Genomic DNA, 25,219 nt, shown 5'->3' on the forward strand with positions numbered 1-25,219 from the left:
CGGCCTGGCGGCCGTCGTGGACCACGAAAGAACACTCGTGAGTGTCTGAAATCCATGCTCCCTGAGGAGCGAGCTTGTGAGCGTCACGAAGGGTCTCTCGCTGACTCGGTCACCGGACCCTTCGTGACGCGCCCTCCGCAAGCTCCGGGCGCTCCTCAGGAGCAGAGGTGGGTCGCTTCTTTCGGATTAGGGACCAGCGGGCGCTCCTCAGGGAGCAAGGGGGTCGCTTCTTTCGCATTGGGACCAGCGGGCGCTCCTCACGGAGCAAGGGGGTCGGGGAGCAGGGGTCGACGAGCTTCGGGACCAGCAGTTGTGCAGTTCGATCGGATCAGGTCCCGAGGATCTTGGCCTTCTGTGCGGCGAACTCGGCTTCGGTGAGGATGCCCTGCTGATAGAGCGCTCCGAGTTCCTTCAACGCCGAGATCGTGTCCGTCGCGCTCGGTGGCGCGGGGGCCTGTTGGGCTGGCTGTGGCGGTGGCTGGGAGTACTGGGGTTGTGCGTACTGCTGCTGTGCCCGCGGATCCTGGGCGGCACCCCCCTGCTGTGCCCACCGGCTCGCCTGGCGTCGGGACACCCGGTTGCTCACCGCCGTCGCGGTGCCGGAGATGACGGCGGTGCGTGCAACGCCGCGGAGAAGTCCTGGCATGTTCTGTCCTCTCGAGAGTTTCGGGCCGACGATCGCCGGTGGGACTGCTACGCGGGCGTCGACTCGTCGGCGGCGTCGAGTTGCGCGAGCAGAGCGTCCACCGGTATCCGACCCGACGCCACGAGCCGCCCACCGTTGTTGCGGACGGCCGTGGCGAACGGTGCCGCCCACGCGTTCTCCCAGACGAGAACGGCCGCACTGGAACCCGGCTCGATGATCGTGGCCGCCTCCGCGAGATCGGTGTCGTCGAGCAATGAGGTCGCCGCCCCGTCGAAGATCGCGAATTCCGCGCCGAGCGAATTGATCTCGAGTCGCGCGACGGCACCGTCGGCGTCTTTGGTGAGGAAGACGATGTCGATCAGTCGCACGATCCCTCGATCGATCACATCGATCAGATGTGGAAGCGCCTCACCGGTCGGTTGCCGACCCGACCACTCGACCACGATGTAGTCGATGGGTCCGAGTTCTCGATCTGCCGCCTGGTCGACACCTGCTTGGTCGTCCAATGCCTTCTCCTGTCTCGTGCCGGTGGTGTGACCGTCGCGGACGTCCGCGCCCGGTCACGACCGCAGGTCCACCACCGACTGCCCCGGTTGCGTCTGGTACAGCTCGCCGATCTCGTTCGCGTACTTTGTCGCGATCGGCTTGCGGCGCAACTTCATCGTCGGGGTGAGCTCGTCGCCGCCGGGGTCCCAGGCGGTCGGCACGATGGTAAAACGCTTGACCTGCTCCACGCGGGACAGTGACCGATTCCCGGCACGAATTGCCACCGCCACTTCTTCCACCACATCCGGATGCGCGGACAACTCGGTCAGGTCGGCACCGGAGAGATCGAGTTTCTTGGCACGCGCTGCCGCCGCATCGGGATCGAGCACCACGAGTGCCGAGACGTACGGGCGGGCATCACCGATCGCGGCCACCTGGCCGATCAGCGACGATGCTGCCTTCATCGCGTTCTCGATATTGGTGGGCGACATGTTCTTTCCCGACTCGTTGATCATGAGTTCTTTCTTGCGATCGACGATGGTGACGTTGCCGTCATCGTCGATCGTCGCGATGTCACCGGTCGACAGCCATCCGTCGGCATCGATGGTCTCGGCGGTCTTGTCGGGTTGCTTACGGTAGCCACGCATCACCACCGGTCCGCGGACGAGCAACTCCCCGTCGTCGGCCAGTCTCACCTCCATGCCGCGCACCGGCTTGCCGACCGTACCGATCCGGAGATTGTCACTGGTCGTCATCGTCGAGACGCCGGTCGTCTCCGACATCCCCCACACCTCCAGTACCGGAATCCCGAGACCCAGGAAGAACTTCAGGACCTCGGGCGGGATCGCGGCCGCTCCCGAACCGGCGAAGGACACCTGGTCCAGCCCCAGCGCGGTACGGACCTTGTGCAGTACCAGACGGTCCGCGAGACCGTGCGTGATGCCGCCCGAACCCGCGCCGTCGACCTGGGCCTGAGCCGTCGACGCCCCGACGCGGAAAGCCCACCCCGCGAGCGCCTTCTTCACCGGGCTGGACTCCTCGGCGAGCTTCGCCTCGATGCCCGCACGGATCTTCTGCCAGACCCGCGGCACACCGAAGAAGAAGGTGGGATGTACATCGGGAAGGGCGGCGGCGATCTCGCGGGGGTCGGGCACCGTCGTGATCTGGATACCCCGCATCATGTTCGCCGCATGCGAGGACACACGGTCGGCGATGTGCGCGGCCGGCAGGTACGAGATGACCCGGTCGTCGAAGCCCGCCTGCACGATCTCGGCGAGCGCCGTCATCTCCGCGACGATGTTGCGGTGGGTGATCTCCACGCCCTTGGGGGGACCCGTGGTGCCCGAGGTGTAGATCAACGTCGCCAGGTCCTCGGGTTCGACCGCCTGCCAGGACGCGGTGAAGTCGAATCCCGCCGGCGCCGGTGTCTGTTCGACGTCGGCGAGCGAGATGGCGCCCGCCGCCACGCCGTCGACGATCACCGTGGTGGACACATCGGTCGCGGCGGCGGCGATCACCGGTAGGAACACCTGCTCGGTGACGACGACCGAGTTCTCGGCGTTGCCGAAGAGGTACTCGATCTGCTCGGGCGAGCTCGTGTTGTAGATCGAGAACGGAACCGCCCCCAGATGGAGCGCCGCGGCATCCACCAGATGGAATTCCGGACGGTTCGTCAGCATGATCCCGACGGTGTCACCCCGCCCGACACCCAACGCCGCGAGTCCGCCGGCGATGGCCTCCACACGACGGGCGTACTCGGCCCATGTGATCTCCTGCAGGCCGCCGACGGTACGAAGTGCGATGGCGTCTGGCCGTACGGTGACCGTCTGCTGGAACGCCGCGGGGAGAGTCGCGACCGCGACGCCGGTCTGATGAGGAAACGTGATGGTTTCTGCAGCGGTCATGGGAGTCCTCGACTTGCCGAAGTGAAGTGTTGCACGTCACAGTAGCGAGTGGAAGAGGGCGCCACCCCCAGATCCGGCGAATGGTAACCGGATGGCAAAACACACAGATCAGGACTGTTTGTCCAGCGAAGGACCCTCGGCGAGGGATTCGAGGTTCCACCCCCCGCCACCGGTCAGTTCGAGCAGATCGGTGTGGTGCTGATCGGTGGTGCTGCGGTGACTGACCGAGACCAGGATGGTCTCCGGCAACTCCGTGCGGATCAGCGAGTACAGCGAGTACTCGAGCCCTTCGTCGACGGCCGAGGTCGCCTCGTCCATGAACACCGCCTGCGGTCGGGTGAGCAGTATGCGCGCGAAGGCGATGCGTTGCTGTTCGCCTGGCGAGAGCACCTTGACCCAGTCCTCCTCGTCGGCGAGCCGATCCACGAGGTGCGGGAGGAACACCTTCTCGAGCGCCACCTTGATGGCCTCGTCACCGATGTCGTCGGGTAGCGCCGGGTAGGCGACCGCTGTGCGTAGATCCCCCAGCGGGATGTAGGGCATCTGGGAGAGGAAGAGGGTGTGTTCTCCCGGGGGCCGCGCGAACTCACCGTCGATGAACGGCCACAGACCTGCGAGACCTCGGAGGAGCGTCGTCTTACCCGAGCCCGACCGTCCCTTGACGACAAGAGCCGCTCCGGGGGCCAGCGAGAGAGTGAGCGCACTGATGAGATCGTCCCCGTTCGGCGTCTTCACGTCGATGTCCGAGAGGGCAACGGCACGTTCACGATCCACGGTCGTCACCTCGGCCAGAGTGCGCGAACGCGCATCCGCATCGGCGAGGCCGTCGAGACGGATGATCGAGGCTCGCAGAACGGTGAAGTCGTCGTAGGCGTTCCGGAAGAACGAGAGCGCATCGTGCATCTCGGCGAACGCCGACGATGTCTGCGACACGTCGCCGAGTTTGATCTGCCCGTCGAAGAACCGTGGCGCCTGGACTATGTACGGGAACACCACCGAGAGTTGGGTAACGCTGAAGTTCCAGCCGACGAACGCCAGCTGGACATGGATGATCTGCCAGAAATTTCGCACGACCGCACGGAATCTCGTCATGAGGTTCTTGTGTTCCACGCGCTCACCGCGGTAAATGGCGACGTTCTCGGCACCGTCGCGGATGCGGACCAGCGCGTAGCGGAAGTTCGCGGTCAGGCGTTCGCGCCAGAAGTTCAGCCGGATCAGCGGGCGGCCGATGGCGAACGCGACGACGCTGGCGACGAGCACGTACACCAGTACCAGCCACATCATCATGCGCGGGATCTCGACGCCGAACACGGTCAACGGTCCGGACAGATCCCAGAGGACCATCGAGAACGAGACGATCGAGACGCACGCCGGCAGGACGCCGTTCGTGGATGACCCGCCCCCGCCCCAGAACAAGGAGGAGCCCGACGACACGACCGTGGTGATGTCGGCTTCGATACGTTGATCGGGGTTGTCCACCCCGGGGTGTATGTCGACTTCTCTTCGCTGCGGATCGGACTTACCGCGCCCGAATCGTCTGCGCCGCAGCAGCCCTGCGCTGAGGTCGACAAAGCGGTTGCGGTAGAACGCGCGTCCGGCCATCCAGTCCGCGGTGGCGCCCTCGGTGAGCCAGTAACGCAGCCGGATCTCGAACGCCGCGCCCACGTAGATCTCGATCATCGTGCGAATCACATGGATTGTCGCGAGGATGCCGAACACTGCCATCGAATGCCAGAAGGCGTCTTTGCCCATCTCGAGCATTTCCGCGCCTTGGGGCCCTCCCGCGGCCAGGCCCTCGCCGGCTGTCTGGAGCGAGGTGAAGAGGTCGTTGCTCCAGTACGAGACCAAGACTGTCACCCGGACGCCGAACAGCGACAACAGGGTCAGTGCGATAACGAGACCCCAAGCCGCGACCCGCGTCTCACGCCCGGTGAAGAACCCGCCGATCACCCGCCACAGCGGTCCGCCCCACCGGCTGAACCGGGACAGCAGGTAACCGATGACGAGGACCGCCACGGCCGAGATCGCGAACGCGATGGCCAACCATTTGAGACTGGCCCACACCTCGTTGCCCCAGTCGATGCTGTACTCCACGCACACTCCTCGCTTCGGACATCACGACGGACATCCCGGTTCGCCATCTCGGGTGGTTGTCATCGAGGTTTCGGCCGCCACAACGGGTTCGGCCACACCGATGATGATCCGGCGCAGTTTAACCCGCCGTTCACCCGGTGTCCGGGCAACCGGGTCGACGCCGCGTCGCGCCACCCTGGAGGAGTCAGCCCAGCGGGCGGAGTACCGCGCCCTGCTGGAGTGCTGCCGTGGAGACCGACTCCGTAAATCGCCCGTCGGCGTCGCCGACGGCGACCAGATATCCGGCCTCGGTGTACTCCACACCGCTCACCTCGAAGGTGAGCTGACAACCGTCGTCGCCGCGGAGGAACACCGACAGCGTGGTGGTGGCCACCTCACCGCCGGCGGCGGCGTAGAGGACGACCCGGGCACCGCGGGCCACGGTGCCGCCGTCCGGCAGGGCCGCAACCTCGGTCAAGCAGTCCGCGACCACCCCGCCCTTGGCGGTGAACTCCGGCGTCGTCAGGAGTCCCGCGATGACTGCGACGCCCACGACGAGCGCGAAGACGATCATGGCGATCGAGGTCGTGACGATGACCGGCACCCGCGTGCGCCGCTGCCACGTCCGCCGCGGGAGCGGAGGGCCGGGTTCCAGCCACATCTCGTGGGCGGCTCCACGGTGCGCGTCCGCAGTTCTCCCCTGGTCCATCAGCTCCCCCTGCAGACCGCCGCGATCACTTCTTGGGCGGGAAGTACTTGATCAGTGCCTCCTGCACGACCGACGTCGCGAGAGTGCCGTCACGCATCCAGAATCGGCCCGAACCCATTCCGCGTGACCCGGTCGCGACCGGCGACCGCGTCGCGTAGAGCAGCCAGTCGTCGAACCGGAACTCGCGGTGGAACCACATCGAATGATTGACGGTCGCGGCGAACAACCGGTCCATCCCCCACGAGAGGCCGTGCGTGGTGATGATCGAGTCCAGCACCGTGGTGTCCGAGGCGTAACACATTGCGGCGACGTGCATCACGGGGTCGTCGGGCATCGTGCCGTCGGCCTTCATCCACACCCGGTTGTCGGTCAGCTTCTCCCCGGCGTCCTTCGCCTTCCAGCTCGGGTCGTTCGCGAAGCGGATGTCGATGGGATGCAACGCGTTGACAAAGGTCGCTATGCGGTCCTCGTAACCTTTGAAATGCTCACCGAGAGTGGGCAATTCCTCTGGATACGGCACCTGCGGGATCTCCACCGCGTGTTCGAGTCCGGACGTGTTGTCCTGGAAGGCGACCAGCATCGTGAAGATCTCTTCACCGTCCTGCTTGGCCGTCACCTGACGGTTCGCGAACGACCTGCCGTCGCGGAAGCGATCGACGTGGTACTCCATCGGCTTGGTGACGTCCCCGCCACGGATGAAGTGTGCGTGCAGGGCGTGGATGGGCGGGTTGCCCCGGCTCAGGCTCCGCGATGCCGCGACGACGCCCTGGCCGAGCAGCTGACCGCCGAACGTCCGGGCGGTGACCTGCTCGGGGTGGTGCCCGATGAACAGGTCGTCGTCCTGACGCTCGACGTCGAGCAAGGCGAGAAGTTTGCCGAGATCGCCGGCCTGTTCCACGGTCATGCCTCACACCCTAGAACTCCGACGGGTCGGCGTCGTCCACCGCCCCGAGCGGGAGCAGGCGTCGTCAGTGGTCCTGCTCGCCGATCCGGTGCACGTGGATCAGGTTGGTCGAACCGACCGTGCCGGGCGGGGCCCCGGCCACGATCACCACGACATCGCCCTCGCTGAGCCGGCCGATACGCAGCAGCTGATGGTCGACCTGGTCGATCATGTGGTCTGTCGTGTCGACGTGGTCGACGATGAACGTCTCGGTGCCCCAGCTCAGGGCGAGCTGGCTGCGCACCGCCTGGGTCGGGGTGAACGCCAGCAGCGGCAGTCGCGAGTGCAGGCGGGCCAGCCGGCGAACGGTGTCGCCGGACTGCGTGAACGCCACCAGGGCCTTCACCTCGAGGCGTTCGCCGATGTCGCGCGCCGCGTAGGAGATGACGCCGCGCTTGGTACGCGGCACGTGGGACAGCGGAGGCACATCGCGGGGGCCGGTCTCGACCGCGCGGCAGATGCGATCCATCGTGCGCACCGTCTCGAGCGGATGCTTGCCCACCGAGGTCTCCCCCGACAGCATGACCGCGTCGGCACCGTCGAGAACCGCGTTGGCGACGTCGGACGCCTCGGCCCGGGTCGGGCGCGAGTTCTCGATCATGGAGTCGAGCATCTGCGTGGCCACGATCACCGGCTTCGCGTTCTCGCGAGCCATCTGAATGGCCCGCTTCTGCACCAGCGGCACCTGCTCGAGCGGCAGTTCGACGCCGAGGTCACCGCGGGCGACCATGATCGCGTCGAAGGCGAGAACGATCGCCTCGAGGTTGTCGATCGCCTCGGGCTTCTCGAGCTTCGCGATCACCGGGACCCGACGCCCGACGCGATCCATCACCTCGTGGACCAGTTCGATGTCAGACGGGCTACGGACGAACGACAGCGCAACCATGTCGACGCCGAGGCCCAGCGCGAATTCGAGGTCGGCGATGTCCTTCTCCGACATGGCGGGCACCGAGACACTCATCCCGGGAAGCGACAGTCCCTTGTTGTTGCTCACCGGACCGCCCTCGGTCACGGTGCACACGACGTCGTTGCCCTCGACCGCGGACACCGCGAGGCCGACCTTGCCGTCGTCGACGAGCAGCCGGTCGCCGGGGCTCGCATCCTCGGCGAGTTGTTTGTAGGTGGTCGAGACGCGGTCGTGGTCGCCCACGACGTCGTCGACGGTGATGCGTACCTGCTCACCGGTCTCCCAGACGGTCGAACCGTCGCAACCGTCGAAACGGCCGAGCCGGATCTTGGGTCCCTGGAGATCGGCGAGGACGCCGACGGCCTTCTCGGTGGTGTCCGAGGCCTTGCGGACGCGCGCATAGACGGCCGCATGGTCCTCATGCGTACCGTGGCTGAAGTTCATTCGGGCCACGTCCATGCCGCTTTCGACGAGCTCTTTGAGACGCTCGTCGCTCGCGGTGGCCGGGCCCAGGGTGCAGACGATCTTGGTTCGGCGTGTCACAAGAACACCTTAGTCCTCCCGGGCGGTGCATCTCCATGTCGCCGGCGACTCGTCACCGGTACGCCACCAACTGTTACCGCTGGTGACGGCCCGCTACCGCCGAGTATGAAATTTACTTAACTTGTTGCGGCCGCGCGTGTTCGGCGAGGTACGTCGGGCAACCGCGTCGCCTCAGCGCACCGTCAGCGGTAGGGACGCCGGACGGACCGGCGAGGGCAGATCCGATTCGCCGACGAGGAACTCGTCCACCGCACGCGCGGTCGACCGGCCCTCCGCGATCGCCCACACCACCAGCGATGCGCCCCGATGAGCGTCGCCGCAGACGAACACGCCCGGGGCGTCGGTCTGCCAGTCACTCCCGCAGGAGATGACCCCGCGCCGGTTCGGTTCGAGCTCGAGACCGGTCAGCAGCGAGCCGCCGCGCACCCCGGCGAAGCCGATCGCGAACAGCGCCAGCTCACAAGGGATCTCGAACTCCTCGCCCACCGGCTTGATCTCTCGCCGACCGTCGGCATCCCGGGTGACCTCCACCTCCGCGAGCACCATCGTCGTGACGTTGCCGTCGTCGTCGCCCTCGAAGCGCTGGACCGCGACCTGATGCAACCGTTCGCCGCCCTCGTCATGCGCGCTCGAGGTCCGCATGATCAGCGGCCAGGTCGGCCACGGCGACCGCTCGTCGTCGCGCTCGCCGGGCAGTTCCGGGTTGTAGTCGAGTTGCACGACGGACGCCGCACCCTGACGGTGCGCCGTACCCAGGCAATCGGCTCCGGTGTCGCCGCCACCGATGATGACGACGTGCTTACCAGCCGCGGTGATCGGTGACGGCCCGTCGCCTTCGCACTCTTTGTTGGCGGGCACGAGATGCTCCATGGCCAGGTGGACGCCGTCGAGCTCCCGGCCGGGCACCGGATTGTCACGCGCCTCCATCGCACCGATGGCCAGAACCACGGCGTCGTGGGTAGCACGCAGGTCGGCGACCGACAGGTCGGTCCCCACGTCACAGTTCGTCACGAAGGTCGTTCCCTCGGCGCGCATCTGGGCGATGCGGCGATCGATGTCGGACTTCTGCAGCTTGTACTCGGGGATTCCGTAGCGCAGCAACCCGCCGAGGCGGTCGTCGCGCTCGTAGACGGTCACGTCGTGCCCTGCGCGGGTGAGCTGTTGTGCCGCAGCAAGTCCTGCCGGGCCCGAACCGACGACCCCGACCGATCTACCGGTGGTGGACTCGGGCGGCTCGGGCCCGATGACACCCTCGGCCCACGACTCGTAGGCGATCGTCTTCTCGATGCGCTTGATCGTCACACTGCCGCCGGTGGCCTGCTCGGAGATCGACAGCACGCAGGCGGCCTCGCACGGCGCCGGGCACACCATCCCGGTGAACTCCGGGAAGTTGTTGGTCGCGTGGAGTCTGCTGCTCGCCGCATCCCATCGGCCGCGGCGGACCAGGTCGTTCCATTCCGGGATGAGGTTGCCCAGTGGACATCCCGCGGTTCCGGAGTGGCAGAACGGGATACCGCAGTCCATACACCGGCGGGCCTGTGCGCTGACCTCGTCGAGGACCTCGATCGGATTGTCGGCGTGCTCGTACACGTCCTCCCAGTCGTGGACGCGTTCGGCGACCGGACGGTACTTCGCTTCTTTCTTCGGGACCTCCAGGAACCCGCGCGGATCAGCCACGTGCCGCCTCCATGATCGCTGAATCGACATCGCGCCCTTCGGCTTCGGCCATTCGGGCCGCGTCGAGGACACGCTTGTAATCGGTGGGCATCACCTTGGTGAACGCCAGGCATCGACGAGGCCAGTCCGACAGGATCGACGCGCCGATCGCCGACCCGGTCAGATCCGTGTGCGTGGCGATGGTCTGCTTGAGCCAGGCCAGGTCCTCCGGGTCGGGACGCAGCAGTTCGACCATGGCCATGTTCACCTTCGCGGGATCGAGATCGTGGACGAACGCCATACCGCCGGACATGCCGGCCGCGAGGTTGCGTCCGGTCGGCCCGAGGACGACCACCCGGCCGCCGGTCATGTACTCGCAGGCGTGATCGCCCACCCCTTCGACCACTGCCGTCGCGCCCGAATTGCGGACGGAGAAGCGTTCGCCCACACGGCCTCTGAGATAGACCTCACCCGCGGTCGCGCCATAGAGGATCGTGTTGCCCGCGATCACCTGGTCCTCGGCGACGAACAGGGAGTCGGGATTCGGGGTGACGACGATCTTGCCGCCGCACAGCCCCTTTCCGACGTAGTCGTTGGTGTCGCCGGTCAACCGGATCGTCACACCGGGCGGCAGGAACGCACCCAGCGACTGTCCGGCCGAGCCCTCGAGCCGGACAGTTATCGTGTCCTCGGCGAGGCCATCTGCGCCGTACCGACGGGTCACCTCCGAACCGAGAAGGGTGCCGACCGTCCGGTTCACGTTGCGCACCGGCAGTTCCAGCGTCACCGGATGTGCGTCCTCGAGTGCACCCTCGGCGAGCTGGATCAGGGTCTGGTCGAGCGCACGGTCGAGGCCGTGTTCCTGTCCCCGCACCCGACGGGTCGGGCCCTTGTCCTCGACCTTGCGGAAGATCGGACTGAGGTCGAGGCCCTTGGACTTCCAGTGCGCCACAGCGGTGTCGGTATGCAGGCGCTGCGACTGCCCGATGGCGTCGTCCAGCGTGCGATAACCCAGTTGCGCCAGGTACTCCCGGACATCTTCGGCGATGAACCGGAAGAAGTTGACCAGGTGGTCGACCTGTCCGGTGAAGCGCGACCGCAGCTGCGGGTTCTGGGTCGCGACGCCGACGGGGCAGGTGTCCAGATGACAGACACGCATCATGATGCAACCGGCGACTATCAGCGGAGCGGTGGAGAAACCGTACTCCTCGGCTCCGAGCAACGCCGCGGTGATGACGTCGCGCCCGGTGCGCAGGGCCCCGTCACACTGCACCGTGATGCGGTCGCGCAGGCCGTTCAGCATCAGTGTCTGCTGGGCGTCGGCCAGGCCGATCTCCCACGGCGTGCCCGCGTGTTTGAGCGAGGTGAGGGGCGACGCCCCGGTCCCGCCGTCGTGCCCGGAGATGAGGACGACGTCGGCGTGCGCCTTGGACACACCCGTCGCGACCGTCCCCACCCCGACCGCACTGACCAGCTTCACGTGGATCCGCGCCTGCGAGTTCGCGTTCTTCAGGTCGTGGATGAGCTGCGCGAGATCCTCGATCGAGTAGATGTCGTGGTGCGGCGGCGGCGATATCAACGCGACGCCCGGCGTCGAGTGCCGGGTCTTGGCGATCCACGGATACACCTTGTAGGCCGGGAGCTGACCGCCCTCACCGGGTTTGGCTCCCTGCGCCATCTTGATCTGGATGTCGGTGGCGTTGATCAGGTAGTCACTCGTCACACCGAACCGTCCCGAGGCGACCTGCTTGACCGCACTGCGGCGTTCCGGGTCATAGAGGCGCTCGACGTCCTCGCCGCCCTCCCCCGAATTCGAGCGGCCGCCGATTCTGTTCATCGCCATCGCGATGGTCTCGTGGGCCTCCGCGGAGATCGACCCGTAACTCATGGCGCCGGTGTTGAAGCGCTTCATGATCTCCTCGACCGGCTCCACCTCGTCGAGCGGGATCGGTTCGCGCGCATCGAGATCGAAGTCGAACAACCCGCGCAGGGTGCCTCCCTCGCGCGAGAGCCGATCGACTTCCTCGGAGTACTTCCGGAAGATCTCGGTCCGGCCGGTCTTGGTGGCGTGTTGCAGCAGGAAGATGGTCTCGGGAGAGAACAGGTGGAGTTCGCCCTCGCGGCGGTACTGGTACTCCCCGCCGACCTCGAGTCGACGGTAGACCTGCTCGGTGGGATTCTCCGGGAAGGCCCGATGGTGGCGGATGCGCACCTCTTCGGCCAGTTCGTCGAGTCCGACGCCCTCGATGCGCGACACCGTGCGCGTGAAGTACTCGCGCACCACCTCCGAGGACAACCCCACAGCCTCGAAAGCCTGTGCGGCAGTGTAGGAGCTGATGGTCGAGATACCCATCTTGCTCATCACCTTCAACACGCCCTTGCCGAGCGCCTCCAGGTAGTTGCCGATCGCCTTGGCTCTCGTCACGCCGGTCAGCTCGCCCTCGGCGATCAGGTCCTCGATCGTCTCCAGCGCCAGGTAGGGGTTGACCGCGGCCGCACCGAACCCGATGAGCGTGGCGATGTGATGGACCTCGCGGGCATCGCCGGACTCCACGACCAGCGCGACCCGCGTCCGCTCCTTGGTGCGGACCAGGTGATGGTGCACGGCCGAGGTGGCCAGCAGCGATGGGATCGGCGCGTGATCGGAGTCGGTCAGACGATCGGAGATCACCAGGGTGGTGTGCCCCTCTGCGATCGCCTGACTGGCCCGCAGGCGCAGGTCCTCGAGGGCCGCGGCGAGACCCGCACCGCCCTCGGACACCTCGTAGAGCGCGCGGAGGACCTTCGCCGACAGCCCGGGATTGTCGCCGTCGTCGTCGATGTGGACGAGCTTGGCCAGCTCGGCGTTGTCCAGCACCGGCCAATGCACCATGATCTGCCGGCACGACGCCGCGGTCGGGCGGAGCAGGTTCTGCTCCGGACCCATCACACGACTCATCGAGGTGACGATTTCCTCGCGGATCGCATCCAGCGGCGGGTTGGTGACCTGGGCGAACAGTTCGACGAAGTAGTCGTAGAGCAGCCGTGACCGCTGCGACAGGACGGCAACCGGGGTGTCGGTCCCCATCGACCCGAGCGGTTCGTAGCCCGACGCCGCCATCGGGGTCAGGAGCACCCGAAGGTCTTCCTCGGTGTAGCCGAAGGAGATCTGCCGGCGGACCACGGTGTCGTGGTTGGGTTGAAAGACCGGCCGGTCGGGCAGCCTCGCGATGTCGAGCAGACCGGCGTGCAGCCATTCGTCGTAGGCCTCGGCGTTCATCAGCTCGCTCTTGAGCTCCTCGTCCGGGATGATCCGGCCCTGCTCGGTGTCGATGAGGAACATCCGACCGGGTTCGAGCCTGCCCTTACTGATCACGTCGTCGACCGGGACGTCGAGGACTCCGGATTCGGAGGCGAGGATGATGCGGCCGTCGCGTGTCTGCCACCAGCGGCCCGGGCGCAGGCCGTTGCGGTCGAGGACCGCGCCGACGACCGTACCGTCGGTGAACGTGACACAGGCAGGTCCATCCCACGCTTCCATCAGCGAGGCGTTGAACTGCAGGAACGCCCGGCGGCGGGGGTCCATGTCGGGGACGTTCTCCCACGCTTCGGGCACCATCATCATCACCGCGTGGTGGACGTCGCGACCGCCGAGGTGCAGGAGTTCGAGCACTTCGTCGAGCGACGCCGAATCGGAGGCCTCCGGTGTGCAGATCGGGAACGCACGCTTGAGATCTCCCGGGATGAGATCGGTCTCGAGGAGGGCCTCCCGGGCACGCATCCGGTTCCGGTTGCCGCGCACGGTGTTGATCTCGCCGTTGTGGGCCACGAACCGGAACGGATGGGCGAGCGGCCACGACGGGAAGGTGTTGGTGGAGAAGCGCGAGTGCACGATGGCGATCGCGCTGAGGCAGCGGTCGTCGCGCAGATCCTCGTAGTACAGCGGCAGTTGCATCGTGGTGAGCATGCCCTTGTAGACCATCGTGCGACTCGACAGCGACGGGAAATACAGGCCGGTCCCCGCTTCTTCGATCTCCGGCGTCACCCGCTCGGCCTGTTTGCGGAACGGATAGATGAAGCGGTCGAGGGCCAAACCGGCGATGCGTTCGGCGCCGGGCGCCGGATCGACGGTGACGAACAGCTGCATCATGTACGGCATGCATGCGACCGCCGTCCCGCCGACGTCGGCGTGCTCGTGGTCGACGGGTAGATTACGCCAGCCGAGGACGGTGATGCCCTCGTCGGCGGCGAGCCCCTCGACCCGCCCGATCGCGGCCCGGCGCAGATCGGGATCCATCGGGAGGAAGCACGTTCCCGCGGCGTAACTGTTCGATCCGTTCGCGGCGGGCTCGGGAAGAGCAAAGTCGACGGTGGCGCGCAGCAACTCGTCGGGGAGCTGGATCAGTATTCCCGCGCCGTCGCCGCTGTTGGTCTCGGCTCCGGCCGCACCGCGGTGCTCGAGGTTCTCCAGTGCGAGCAGTCCATCGGCGACGATCGAATGCGAACGGCGACCGTGGATGTCGGTGACCATGGCCACCCCGCACGAGTCGACCTCGGCCTCCGGGTCGTACAGACCCTGCTTGGCCGGGAGCGCAGAAAACAGCATCACTACCTCCACTCGAACCGGAGACCGGTTCGCTGCTGAGTGTCCAATGGGACAGCACTGGCCCGTGGAGCATTGCGCGGCGTACGAATGACCGTGCCGAGATCGGTACCGGGCTGAGTCAGAACCGTTGAGCGCTCACGCGCTCTGGAACGGTCGGTACCGGGCGGAGGGATCGCGCACCGTGAGACCCGATCCTATCCGAACACCCCGGCAGCCGTCGTCGAGCGCGACCTGTGACGCCGGTGACCACGGCCATGGGGTGCCCGGCGCGGAGCCGGTGACCGGACCGGAGAATTCAGGACTTGTCCCCGGTGGACCCGGTACCCGAGTCCGACGGGGTGTCGTCGTCCGACGGGGTGTCGGCGTCCGACGGGGTGTCGGCGTCGTCGTCGACCTCAGGACTCGGTGAATCTGTCGTCTCGTCGGCAGTCGGTTCCTCGGGAGCCTGACCAGCAGTCTCCGGCCCCGGCTGTGTCCCCGGCTCTGTCCCCGGCTCTGTCCCCGGCTCGGCCTCGACCGGGTCCGCCGGTACCTCGTCGGCCTCGACCGGCTGATCCGCCCGAGTGTCGGATTCGGGAGTGTCGGCGTCGGTGATGTCGGCGTCGGGGGTGTCGGATTCGGTGGTGTCGGATTCGGTGGCGTCTGGCTTGCCCTCGCCTGATGCTTCGCCCTCGCCGAGAGGACTGTCGGACGATTGCTCCGGCTCCGGCGTCACGGGTGTCGTCGCGTCAGGATCAACAATCGCGTCAGGCTCCACAGTCGCATCGGGCTCACCGTCGTTCTCCGAAGCCACCGGCGCCGCAGCGGGGACGGGGTCGTCGGCGGAAGCATCGGGGTCGGCAGCAGCTGCGACCTCGTCGGTGTCGCCGTCGTCGCTGGCGCCGCTGGCGTCGCTGTCGCCACTGACGTCGAGCGCAGGGTCCCCTGCCGTTCGGTCCGTGTCGTCGGCGTCGAACAGGGACGAACCCGCCGCGCTCGGCGTGACCCCGGCGGCGATCACCGGACTCGACTGCGGTTCGACGTCCTCGTCGTACCAGTCGTCGACGTACCCGGCCACGCCCTGCTCAGCGAGTTCGGCGGCACGGTCGTCGTGGTACATCTCCAGACCCTGTTCGCGCCCCTTGGGCGCGACCACGAAGTAGATGATGGCGGCGAGGAACACCAGCGCCGCGGTGAAGAGGTTCGGTCGGATACCCGCGATGTCGTTGGCAACGGCAGCGCGGTCGTCGCGGAGCAGCTCCACGAAGAACCGGCCGAGGCAGTAGCCCGCGACGTACAGCGCGAACAGCCGACCGTGCCCGATGCGGAAGTAGCGGTCGACGACCACCAGCAGCACGACGATGAGCACATTCCACAGCAGCTCGTAGAGGAACGTCGGGTGGACCACCGCGACCACGACGCCGTTGGAGACCCCGTCGATCAGGCCGGGGTCGGAGAACCCGGCGGCGTTCTCGCGTTCGTAGATCTCCAGGCCCCACGGAAGCGTCGTCTCACGGCCGTAGAGTTCCTGGTTGAAGTAGTTGCCGACGCGACCGATGGCCTGCGCCAACAGGATCGGCGGTGCGATGGCATCGCCGAAGGCGGGCAACCGGATGCCGCGGCGACGAGCGCCGATCCACGCACCGACCGCACCGAGCGCGACCGCGCCCCAGATACCGAGACCGCCGTCCCAGATCTTCAGGGCGTCGATCGGTTCCTTCAGGGCGTCGGCACCGAAATATGTCTTCCAGTCGGTGATGAGGTGGTAGAGCCGACCACCGATGAGGCCGAACGGGACCGCCCAGATCGCGACGTCGAGAACCTCACCGTCCTGGCCGCCGCGCGCCATCCACCGTCGGTTGCCCCACCAGACGGCGACGACGATGCCGACGATGATGCACAGCGCGTACGCGCGGAGCGGAAACGGTCCGATGTCCCACACGCCCTGGGGCGGACTGGGGAGGTAGGCCAGCATCGTCGAGGTCGGCGCGGTCACGCTGCCACCCTAGCCGACCGGCCCCGCCGTCCCCCGCCTCGACCGGGACCGGCCGTGCCGATCAGACCGTGCGGTCGGGTCAGACCGACGCCCGGTGCGAGCGGACACCCTCGGCCAGCTCGGACACCAGGGAGGCCAGTCGATCCTGGCCGGCCTTCGCCGCGGTCACCAGCGCCGATCCCACGATCACTCCGTCGGCGTACGACGCGATCTGGGCCGCCTGTTCACGGTTGCGCACCCCGAGACCGACGCCGATCGGGATGTCGGAGTACTCCCGCACCCGCGCGCACAGCTCGGGAGCCATGTCCGACACCGCATCTCGAGCACCGGTCACGCCCATCGTGGATGCCGCGTAGAGGAATCCACGGGACGCGTCGACAGTGAGGGCGATTCGCTCGGTCGTCGACGATGGCGCGACGAGGTAGATGCGGTCGAGTCCGTGCCGGTCGGACGCCTCGTGCCACTGCGCCCCCTCTTCGGGGATCAGGTTCGGGGTGATCAGTCCTGCGCCGCCGGCCGCGGCCAGATCGCGGGCGAAGTTCTCGACCCCGTACTTGAGAACGGGGTTCCAGTAGCTCATGACAACGGCATTACCGCCGGCGGAGGTGATGGCCTCGACCGCGGTGAACACGTCGCGGACGCGTACGCCGTTCGTCAGGGCCAGGTCGGCGGCGTCCTGGATCGTCGGGCCGTCCATCACCGGGTCGGAATAGGGCACACCGACCTCGATGATGTCGCAGCCGGCTTCGACCATGGTCCGGAACGACGCCAGCGACTCCTCCACGGTCGGGTAACCGACCGGGAGATAACCGATCAGCGCGGCGCGGCCCTCCTCGCGGCAGCGGGCGAAGACGGGGCCGAGCTTCGACGGGGTTGGCTGTGCGCTCATGCCTGCTCTCCGGGTTTCTGGACGTCCGACGAGGCCGACAGGGTGGCCTCGTCCTGCGACGGCGGGGCGTCGAACAGCCCGAACCAGCGTGCGGCGGTGTCCACGTCCTTGTCGCCGCGTCCGGAGAGACTGACCACGATGATCGCGCCCTCGCCGAGTTCCTGCCCGAGTTTCAGTGCGCCGGCGACGGCATGTGCCGACTCGACCGCGGGGATGATGCCTTCGCGGCGGCTGAGCAGCGCGAGCGCGTCCATCGCCTCGGTGTCGGTGATCGGCCGGTACTCCGCGCGCCCGGTGTCCTTGAGGTACGCGTGCTCCGGGCCGACCCCTGGATAGTCCAGGCCCGCCGAGATCGAGTGGGATTCGATGGTCTGACCGTCGTCGTCCTGCAGCAGATAGGAGTACGCGCCCTGGAAGGCGCCGGGCGTCCCACCGGTGAAAGTCGCTGCGTGACGGCCGGTCTCGACACCATCGCCGGCGGCCTCGAACCCGACGAGCCGGACGTCCGCGTCGTCGATGAACGGATGGAAGATACCGATCGCGTTGGAACCGCCACCGACACAGGCGGTCACCGCGTCGGGTAGACGGCCGGCCTTGTCCAGGATCTGCACGCGTGCCTCGAGTCCGACGATGCGCTGCAGATCGCGGACCATGACCGGGAACGGGTGCGGGCCGGCGGCGGTACCGAAGCAGTAATACGTGTTGTGCGCGTTGGTGACCCAGTCGCGCATGGCCTCGTTGATCGCGTCCTTCAGCGTCGCCGAACCGTTGTCGACGGCGATCACCTCCGCGCCCAGCAGTCGCATGCGAGCGACGTTGAGCGCCTGCCGGTCCGTGTCGACCCGCCCCATGTAGATCACGCACTCGAGACCGAGGAGTGCGCAGGCGGTGGCAGTGGCGACGCCGTGCTGACCGGCGCCGGTCTCGGCGATGATGCGGTGCTTGCCCATCCGCTGGGCCAGGAGCGCTTGTCCGAGAACGTTGTTGATCTTGTGAGAGCCCGTGTGGTTCAGGTCCTCGCGCTTGAGGAAGAGCCGCGCGCCACCGGCGTGCTCGGAGAGTCGCCGGGCCTCGTACAGCGGAGACGGGCGACCGGCGTAATCGCGCTGCAGGCGGTCGAGTTCGGCCAGGAAGTCGTCGTCGGAGCGCACCTTCTGGAAGGTCGTGGTGACCTCGTCGATGACGGCCATCAACGCCTCGGGGACGTGACGCCCGCCGTAGACGCCGAAGTGCCCTTGCTCGTCCGGTTCGACGGAGGTGCGCGTCGTCAGACCGACGCTCGCGGTCGGGAGCGCGCTGGCCCCGGAGACATCGGTATGAGCGGGATCAGGACGAGCGGTCACTTCATCTCACAGACGATCGGGCCGACAGGATCACGTGGACCGAGACCGGCCCGGATGCATTGTCAGCGAACAGGTTTCGGGCACGACGGGTGAGTACCCGCGGTGACGAGCTCACGGACGGCGGCGCGCGGGTCACCGCTGGTGACGAGACCTTCGCCGACCAGCACCGCATCGGCACCCGCACCGGCGTAGGCCAGCAGATCCGCGGTACCGCGAACACCCGACTCCGCGATGCGGATGGTCTCTGTGGGCAGACCGGGCGCGATGCGCGAGAAGGTGTCGCGTTCGACCTGCAGGGTCTTGAGGTTGCGCGCGTTGACGCCGACGACGGAGGCACCGGCTTCGAGGGCGCGGTCGGCCTCCTCCTCGGTGTGCACCTCGACGAGGGCGGTCATGCCGAGGCTCTCGGTCCGGTCGAGAAGCGAGGCCAGGACGTTCTGCTCGAGGGCGGCGACGATCAGCAGGATGACGTCGGCTCCGTGGGCGCGGGCCTCGTGGATCTGGTAGGTGCCGACGATGAAGTCCTTGCGCAGGACCGGGATGTTCACCGCAGCGCGGACGGCGTCGAGGTCGGCGAGCGAGCCGCGGAAGCGGCGCTCCTCGGTGAGCACGCTGATGATCCGCGCACCACCGTTCTCATACGCGCGGGCGAGTTCGGCGGGGTCACCGATGCTGGCGAGCTCCCCCTTCGAGGGACTCGCGCGCTTGACCTCGGCGATGACACCGATGCCCGGCTGGCGCAGCGCGGCCAGCGCATCCTTGGGTGCGGGAGCCTTGGCCGAGGCCGCCTTGACCGACGCGAAGTCGACCACGGCCTCGCGAGCCGCGACGTCGGCTTTCACTCCCTCGATGATCGATTCGAGAACGTTGGGCACGCTCACAGCGACTTGCTCCCTTCCGCTCGAGGTGTGTTCTCAGGGTAGACGGGCCGTCCGGGCCTGCTGCGGCCGGGTTGGCCGATCTGTGACCTCATCGCGCCCGTGTGTGTGCGCCGGCGTCCGGAGCCGTGCTGTGAGCCCGCACACTTCGACATCCGCACGTGGGTCAGCGTCGGTCGGGATCGGTGGGGTCGGTCGGGTCGATACCGGTGTCGAGCGCGTCCCACATCATGCGCTCGTTCGCGCCGGGCGGCGTCGACCCCGCCGCCGACTCGGCATCGTCTGTGGACCCGGCATCGTCTGCGGACCCGGCGGGTTCGGGTTTCGCGGAACCGGACTCGGTCTCCCGCCTCTCGGCGGCCTTGCGACGCTCGTAGTCGGCGAAGATCTCGGTCTCGATCTCCTCGCGGCGGGCGGCGGGGGTGGTGTACTTCGACGACGGGGTCACCCCTTTCGCGACCCGTAGGAGCGCGACCGCGGCGCTCACCGCGCACAGGGTGCCGACGAGGACGACGAGTGCGGCCAGGGCGTTGGTGTCGACGAAGAGCACGACGTAGCGATCGGGAAGACTGCCCGCATCCGCGGCGTAGTCCGAATCGGCGCCGCCGGTGAGCAGCGAGATCGCCGGGAGGGCTGCCAGGACCCCGCCCACGGCGACGAGGATCGCGACGACGCGGAGAGCCCAGCCACGCACCGACAGCGCGGCGGCGATGCCCGCCAGATAGACCAGCGCGAGCGGGGTGAGCCAGGGACTCCAATCCCCGCCGTTGACCTCGAAGGCACGCTGCGGCGACAACCCGTCCTCGGCGGAGATGGTGGCCCAGGTCATCCGGCTCGCACCCCAGAAGGCGGCCGCGGCGGCCGCCATGAGCACGGCCGCGACGACCTGTAGCCGTCGGACGGACTTTCGGCGCAACGCCTCGACATCCAGCCCGGCGCCGGCTCCTGACCCTGGCTCGGCTCCTGCGCCTGACCCGGCAGCGGTCATAGGGTCTCACCCACCCGTCGCATCGTCGACGCGGCGGCGACCGCGTTGAGCACCGCGGTGGCCTTGTTTCGCGCCTCGTTGTACTCGTACTCCGGCTCACTGTCGGCCACCACACCGCCACCGGCCTGCACGAACGCCTTACCGCGTGCGAGCAGAGCAGTGCGGATGGCGATGGCGGTGTCGGCGTTGCCCGCGAAGTCGATGTAGCCGACGATGCCGCCGTAGAGACCGCGGCGGGTCATCTCGTGCTCGTCGATGAGCTCCATCGCACGCACCTTTGGTGCTCCGGTGAGGGTCCCGGCCGGGAAACAGGCCGTCACGGCGTCGAGGGCGTGCTTGTCGTCGCGGAGCGTCCCCGACACGGTGGAGACGAGGTGCATGACGTGGCTGTAGCGCTCGATGTGTCGATAGTCGCTGACCTTGACCGTGCCGGGCACGCACACGCGCCCGAGGTCGTTGCGTCCGAGGTCCACGAGCATCAGGTGTTCGGCGTTCTCTTTCTCGTCCTCGATCAGGTCCTTGCCGAGCAGCTGGTCTTCCTCCTCGGTCGCGCCGCGCCAGCGCGTCCCCGCGATCGGGTGCGTGGTCGCGACGCCATCCGCCACGGTGACCAGCGCCTCGGGGCTGCTGCCGACGATGGTGAACGGCTTGCGCGCGATCGCATCGGGCGAGCCGGAGTCGCTGTGCTCCTCGGTGCCAGGCATCCGCAGCAGGTACATGTACGGACTCGGGTTGGACGCGCGCAGCACCCGATAGACGTCGATCGGATCTGCATCGGAGTCCATCTCGAAGCGCATGGACGGTACGACCTGGAACGCCTCGCCCGCCTCGATCTCGCCGACCAGGTCGGTGACGATCTCGCCGTACTCCGCGAGGGACCGCTGCGCGGAGAACTCGGGGCGCGGCCGGTCGAAGGTCGACACCGTCGACGGCGCGGGTGCGGCGAGCGCCTCGGTCATCTGGTCGAGCCGGGCGAGGGCGTCGGCGTAGGCGTGCTCCACCCGGTCATCGGAACCGTCCCAGTTGACCGCGTTGGCGATCAGGGTGATCGTGCCCTCGTGATGATCGACCGCGGCCAGGTCGGTGGCCAGCACCATCATCATGTCGGGGAGACCGAGGTCGTCGACCGTGGTCTCGGGAAGACGTTCGAGCCGCCGGACCATGTCGTAGGCCATGAAGCCGACGAATCCACCGGTCAGCGGCGGCATCCCGGGCAGCGGGTCGGTCTGCAGGAGGCGCAGCGACTCCGCCAGCACCTCGAGTGCGTCGCCGCCCTCGGGCGCTCCGACGGGCACCGAGCCCCACCAGTGCGCCTGTCCGTCGACGACGGTCAGGGCCGACGGCGCACCGGCACCGATGAACGACCAGCGGGACCAGGACCGCCCGTTCTCGGCGGATTCCAGCAAGAAGGTCCCGGGACGGTCGCCCGCGAGTTTGCGGTAGGCCGACAGTGGCGTCTCGGAGTCGGCGAGGACCTTGCGGGTCACCGGCACCACGCGGTGATCACGCGCGAGGTCGAGGAACTCCGGAAGAGTCGTGGTGGCGGCCGCTCCGCCGGTCGTGGCGGTCATCCGAGCGGCTCGCCGCCGACGCCCCACTGATTGCGCGGCACCTCCGTGATCGTCACCCAGACCGAGTCGGGGTTCTTGCCGGTCGCCTTGGCGTAGGCCTCGGTGACCGCGGCAATCGTCTCGCGTTTCACGCGATCGGACAGTCCCGGCGTCTGCGAGATCTGGATGAGGGGCATGGACGCACCGCCTTTCGAAGGTCTCGAGCTGTGACGTGCTCCCGGGAGGTCTTCCCCGGGACTCGTGTCTGGAGGGTCCCACCTATTCTGCTGGGTCCGGCGAGCCCTGCCCGGTGTCGGCCCCGGAATCGGGCGCCGCGTCCATCCCGAACGTCAGCGACTCGGTGTCGAAGCAACTGTGGTTTCCGGTGTGACAGGCCGCGCCGACCTGGTCGACGACCAGCAGCACGGTGTCCCCGTCGCAGTCGATCCGGGCGTCGTGCACGTACTGCGTGTGCCCGCTGGTCTCCCCCTTCACCCAGTACTCCTGGCGTGACCGCGAGTAGTAGGTCCCCTTCCGGGTGGCCAGGGTGCGCTCGAGTGCGACGTCGTCCATCCAGGCGACCATCAGCACCGTCCCGGTGCTGCGCTCCTGGGCCACCGCGGTGAACAGGCCGTCGGCGTTGCGCTTGAGTCGCGCGGCGAGATCGGGGTCGAGTGCCATCAGCGACCTTTCTGATCGGTACGAGGTCGTGGGACGCCGCGAGTCATCGGACGGTGATCCCGGCGTCGCGCATGGCTGTCTTCACTTCGGCAACTGTGAGTTCGCCGAAGTGGAAGACCGAGGCGGCGAGAACGGCGTCGGCACCCGCCTCGACGGCCGGTGCGAAGTCCTCGATGCGTCCGGCGCCGCCGCTCGCGATGACCGGCACCGACACGGCCGCACGCACGGCACTCAGCATCCGCAGGTCGAAGCCCTGTTTGGTGCCGTCGGCGTCCATCGAGTTGAGGAGGATCTCGCCGACGCCGAGGTCCTGACCGCGGATCGCCCACTCGACGGCGTCGATACCGGTGCTCTTGCGGCCACCGTGTGTGGTGACCTCCCAGCCCGAGGGCGTGGGGTCCGACCCCTCCGGCACGGTCCGCGCATCCACCGAGAGCACGATGCACTGCGATCCGAAGCGACGGCTCATCTCGGCGAGCACCTCCGGCCGGGCGATGGCCGCGGTGTTGACACTGACCTTGTCCGCGCCGGCGCGCAGCATGGTGTCGACGTCGTCGACGGTCCGGATACCGCCGCCGACGGTGAGCGGGATGAAGACCTGATCGGCGGTGCGCTTGACGACGTCGATCATCGTCGACCGTCCCGAACTCGACGCGGTGACGTCGAGAAAGGTCAGCTCGTCCGCGCCTTCCCGGTCGTAGCGCTCGGCCAGTTCGACCGGATCGCCGGCGTCGCGCAGGTTGGCGAAGTTGACGCCCTTGACCACACGGCCGTCGTCGACGTCGAGGCACGGGATGACCCGGGTCGCCAGCGTCATCGTTGAACCTTCCTCGGGGTGGCGGATTCTGGGGTGTCGGAATCTGGGGTCCATTCCGGGACCGTCTCGCCGATGACACGCATCAGCCCGGCGTGCACCGTCGGGCTACCCGCGACCAGCGACGGTGAGGTCACCGTCCACGGGCGGCCCGCGATGTCGGTCGCCACACCGCCGGCGGCGCGGACCAGTGCCGCGCCCGCGGCGTTGTCCCACGGGTGCCGGCCGAAGGCGATCGCCCCGCCGAACACGCCCGCCGCGGTGAACGCCATGTCCACACCCGTCGAGCCCGTCATGCGGATCCGGGCGGCACGGGTACTCAGTTCGCGAAGCAGATCGGCCCGGCGCGCACCCGGGTATCTGCCGCCACCGCGGGCGTCGAACGGCCCGAAGGCGATGGCCGCCTCGGCGAGTTCCATGTCGGGAACCGGCGGGGCGGGCTCGCCGTCGACCAGCAGCGGGCCGTCGACGTGCGCGGCGTACCGGCGTCCCACGAGTGGCAGCCAGGTCATCCCGAGGGTGGCCTCACCGTCCACCACGAGACCGAGGAGGATGCCGGTGAGCGGCAGCCCCGCGGAGTAGTTGAAGGTGCCGTCGATCGGGTCGAGAACCCACACCGGTCCGTCGACGACGTCGGCGCCGCCGAACTCCTCACCATGGACCGGGATCTGGGTGCGGTCGGCGAGCTCGGCTCCGATGTGCCGTTCGAGATCCAGATCGATCTGGGTTGCGAAGTCGGTGCCGCCCTTGTTGATCGCACTCGGCGCACCCTGACCGTCGACGAAACGCTCGACGGCGGCGTCGAGGATCGACCCGGCGGTGTCGAGCAGCCGGGGCAGGTCGAGGCTGGTGTCCGCTGCGCTCATCAGACCCCGGCGACCGCGGTCAGCGCCTCCGGCAACGTGAAACGGCCCGCGTAGAGCGCCTTACCGACGATGGCGCCCTCCACACCCTGTCCGGTGAGGCCGGCGATCGCGACCAGATCGTCGATGGCCGAGACGCCACCCGAGGCGACGAGCGGGGCATCGGTCGCCGCGGCGACCTCGGCGAGCAACTCGAGGTTGGGGCCCTGCAGCGTGCCGTCCTTGGACACGTCGGTGACCACGTAGCGGGCGCAGCCATCGCGGTTCAGTCGCTCGAGGACCTCCCAGAGATCGCCCCCGTCGGTGACCCAGCCGCGTCCGCGCAACCGGTAGGAGCCCCCGTCGCGGATCACGTCCAGACCGACGGCGATGCGGTCGCCGTGCTCGGCGATCGCGCGGGCACACCACTCCGGGTTCTCCAACGCTGCGGTGCCGAGGTTCACGCGGGTACAACCGGTCGCGAGGGCGGCGGCCAGCGAGTCGTCGTCGCGGATGCCGCCGGACAGCTCCACCTTCACGTCGAGTTCGCCGACCACACCGGCCAGCAGTTCGCGGTTGTCACCGCGGCCGAACGCGGCGTCGAGGTCGACGAGATGGATCCACTCCGCGCCGTCGCGCTGCCACGCCAGCGCGGCGTCTCGCGGCGAGCCGTAGGAGGTCTCGGTACCGGCCGCGCCCTGGACCAGGCGGACCGCCTGCCCGTCGGCGACGTCGACGGCGGGAAGGAGTTCGAGGGTGCTACCCATGGGTGAATCTGTCCTGTCTGTGCTGGATCGGGCGTGTTCG

Annotated in this window: 20 protein-coding genes; all 20 read right to left on the minus strand. The window is 67.9% G+C overall.

Annotated features, from left to right (window positions below):
• Nucleotides 1-328: 328 nt before the first annotated feature.
• Nucleotides 329-646, minus strand: coding sequence for an SHOCT domain-containing protein (locus ACFW3F_RS13290; RefSeq protein ID WP_388058002.1), 318 nt, complete (start codon nt 644-646; stop codon nt 329-331).
• 47 nt (nt 647-693) lie between these two features.
• Nucleotides 694-1,152, minus strand: coding sequence for a DUF6325 family protein (locus ACFW3F_RS13295; protein ID WP_388058004.1), 459 nt, complete (start codon nt 1,150-1,152; stop codon nt 694-696).
• Between the two features lie 54 nt (nt 1,153-1,206).
• Entirely contained in the window at nt 1,207-3,036 is a 1,830-nt protein-coding gene (locus ACFW3F_RS13300; protein WP_388058006.1) for an AMP-dependent synthetase/ligase, read from the minus strand.
• A gap of 108 nt (nt 3,037-3,144) precedes the next feature.
• A complete protein-coding gene (locus tag ACFW3F_RS13305; protein WP_388058008.1) occupies nt 3,145-5,130 on the minus strand; it encodes an ABC transporter ATP-binding protein/permease in 1,986 nt (661 codons plus the stop codon).
• A gap of 184 nt (nt 5,131-5,314) precedes the next feature.
• Nucleotides 5,315-5,818 (minus strand): hypothetical protein, encoded by a 504-nt coding sequence (locus ACFW3F_RS13310; protein WP_388058010.1) that lies wholly within the window; start codon nt 5,816-5,818, stop codon nt 5,315-5,317.
• Nucleotides 5,819-5,843: 25 nt separating this feature from the next.
• Nucleotides 5,844-6,722, minus strand: coding sequence for an acyl-CoA thioesterase (locus tag ACFW3F_RS13315; protein ID WP_388058012.1), 879 nt, complete (start codon nt 6,720-6,722; stop codon nt 5,844-5,846).
• A gap of 64 nt (nt 6,723-6,786) precedes the next feature.
• Nucleotides 6,787-8,211 (minus strand): pyruvate kinase, encoded by a 1,425-nt coding sequence (gene pyk, locus ACFW3F_RS13320; RefSeq protein ID WP_388058014.1) that lies wholly within the window; start codon nt 8,209-8,211, stop codon nt 6,787-6,789.
• A 171-nt stretch (nt 8,212-8,382) separates the two neighbouring features.
• Nucleotides 8,383-9,888: a glutamate synthase subunit beta gene (locus tag ACFW3F_RS13325; protein ID WP_388058016.1), complete on the minus strand. Its 1,506-nt coding sequence runs from the start codon at nt 9,886-9,888 to the stop codon at nt 8,383-8,385.
• Nucleotides 9,881-14,452, minus strand: a complete 4,572-nt coding sequence (gene gltB, locus ACFW3F_RS13330) for a glutamate synthase large subunit (RefSeq protein ID WP_388058018.1) — start codon at nt 14,450-14,452, stop codon at nt 9,881-9,883. The genes ACFW3F_RS13325 and gltB overlap by 8 nt, the downstream gene beginning before the upstream one ends.
• A gap of 295 nt (nt 14,453-14,747) precedes the next feature.
• Nucleotides 14,748-16,427 (minus strand): prolipoprotein diacylglyceryl transferase, encoded by a 1,680-nt coding sequence (gene lgt, locus ACFW3F_RS13335; protein ID WP_388058020.1) that lies wholly within the window; start codon nt 16,425-16,427, stop codon nt 14,748-14,750.
• 79 nt (nt 16,428-16,506) lie between these two features.
• A complete protein-coding gene (gene trpA / locus ACFW3F_RS13340) occupies nt 16,507-17,316 on the minus strand; it encodes a tryptophan synthase subunit alpha (protein ID WP_388058022.1) in 810 nt (269 codons plus the stop codon).
• Nucleotides 17,313-18,659, minus strand: a complete 1,347-nt coding sequence (trpB, locus tag ACFW3F_RS13345; protein WP_388058024.1) for a tryptophan synthase subunit beta — start codon at nt 18,657-18,659, stop codon at nt 17,313-17,315. Before trpB ends, trpA begins: the two co-directional genes overlap by 4 nt.
• Nucleotides 18,660-18,721: 62 nt before the next feature.
• On the minus strand, nt 18,722-19,540 hold the full coding sequence (gene trpC / locus ACFW3F_RS13350) for an indole-3-glycerol phosphate synthase TrpC (RefSeq protein ID WP_388058026.1): 819 nt from the start codon (nt 19,538-19,540) through the stop codon (nt 18,722-18,724).
• A 163-nt stretch (nt 19,541-19,703) separates the two neighbouring features.
• The gene (locus ACFW3F_RS13355; protein WP_388058028.1) at nt 19,704-20,525 is read right to left on the minus strand and encodes a TIGR02234 family membrane protein; all 822 of its coding nucleotides are present in this window, start codon (nt 20,523-20,525) and stop codon (nt 19,704-19,706) included.
• Nucleotides 20,522-22,096 (minus strand): anthranilate synthase component I, encoded by a 1,575-nt coding sequence (locus ACFW3F_RS13360; protein ID WP_388058030.1) that lies wholly within the window; start codon nt 22,094-22,096, stop codon nt 20,522-20,524. The genes ACFW3F_RS13355 and ACFW3F_RS13360 overlap by 4 nt, the downstream gene beginning before the upstream one ends.
• On the minus strand, nt 22,093-22,272 hold the full coding sequence (locus ACFW3F_RS13365; RefSeq protein ID WP_004021167.1) for a tautomerase family protein: 180 nt from the start codon (nt 22,270-22,272) through the stop codon (nt 22,093-22,095). The genes ACFW3F_RS13360 and ACFW3F_RS13365 overlap by 4 nt, the downstream gene beginning before the upstream one ends.
• A gap of 82 nt (nt 22,273-22,354) precedes the next feature.
• Nucleotides 22,355-22,756 carry a phosphoribosyl-AMP cyclohydrolase gene (gene hisI, locus ACFW3F_RS13370; protein WP_388058032.1) on the minus strand — a complete coding sequence of 134 codons (402 nt, stop codon included), beginning with the start codon at nt 22,754-22,756 and terminating at the stop codon, nt 22,355-22,357.
• A 43-nt stretch (nt 22,757-22,799) separates the two neighbouring features.
• Entirely contained in the window at nt 22,800-23,573 is a 774-nt protein-coding gene (gene hisF / locus ACFW3F_RS13375) for an imidazole glycerol phosphate synthase subunit HisF (protein WP_388058034.1), read from the minus strand.
• On the minus strand, nt 23,570-24,436 hold the full coding sequence (locus ACFW3F_RS13380) for an inositol monophosphatase family protein (protein ID WP_388058036.1): 867 nt from the start codon (nt 24,434-24,436) through the stop codon (nt 23,570-23,572). Before ACFW3F_RS13380 ends, hisF begins: the two co-directional genes overlap by 4 nt.
• A complete protein-coding gene (priA, locus tag ACFW3F_RS13385; RefSeq protein ID WP_388058038.1) occupies nt 24,436-25,179 on the minus strand; it encodes a bifunctional 1-(5-phosphoribosyl)-5-((5-phosphoribosylamino)methylideneamino)imidazole-4-carboxamide isomerase/phosphoribosylanthranilate isomerase PriA in 744 nt (247 codons plus the stop codon). Before priA ends, ACFW3F_RS13380 begins: the two co-directional genes overlap by 1 nt.
• Nucleotides 25,180-25,219: the final 40 nt, after the last annotated feature.

The sequence above is a fragment of the Gordonia sp. NPDC058843 genome, assembly GCF_042743165.1.
Lineage (GTDB): Bacteria > Actinomycetota > Actinomycetes > Mycobacteriales > Mycobacteriaceae > Gordonia.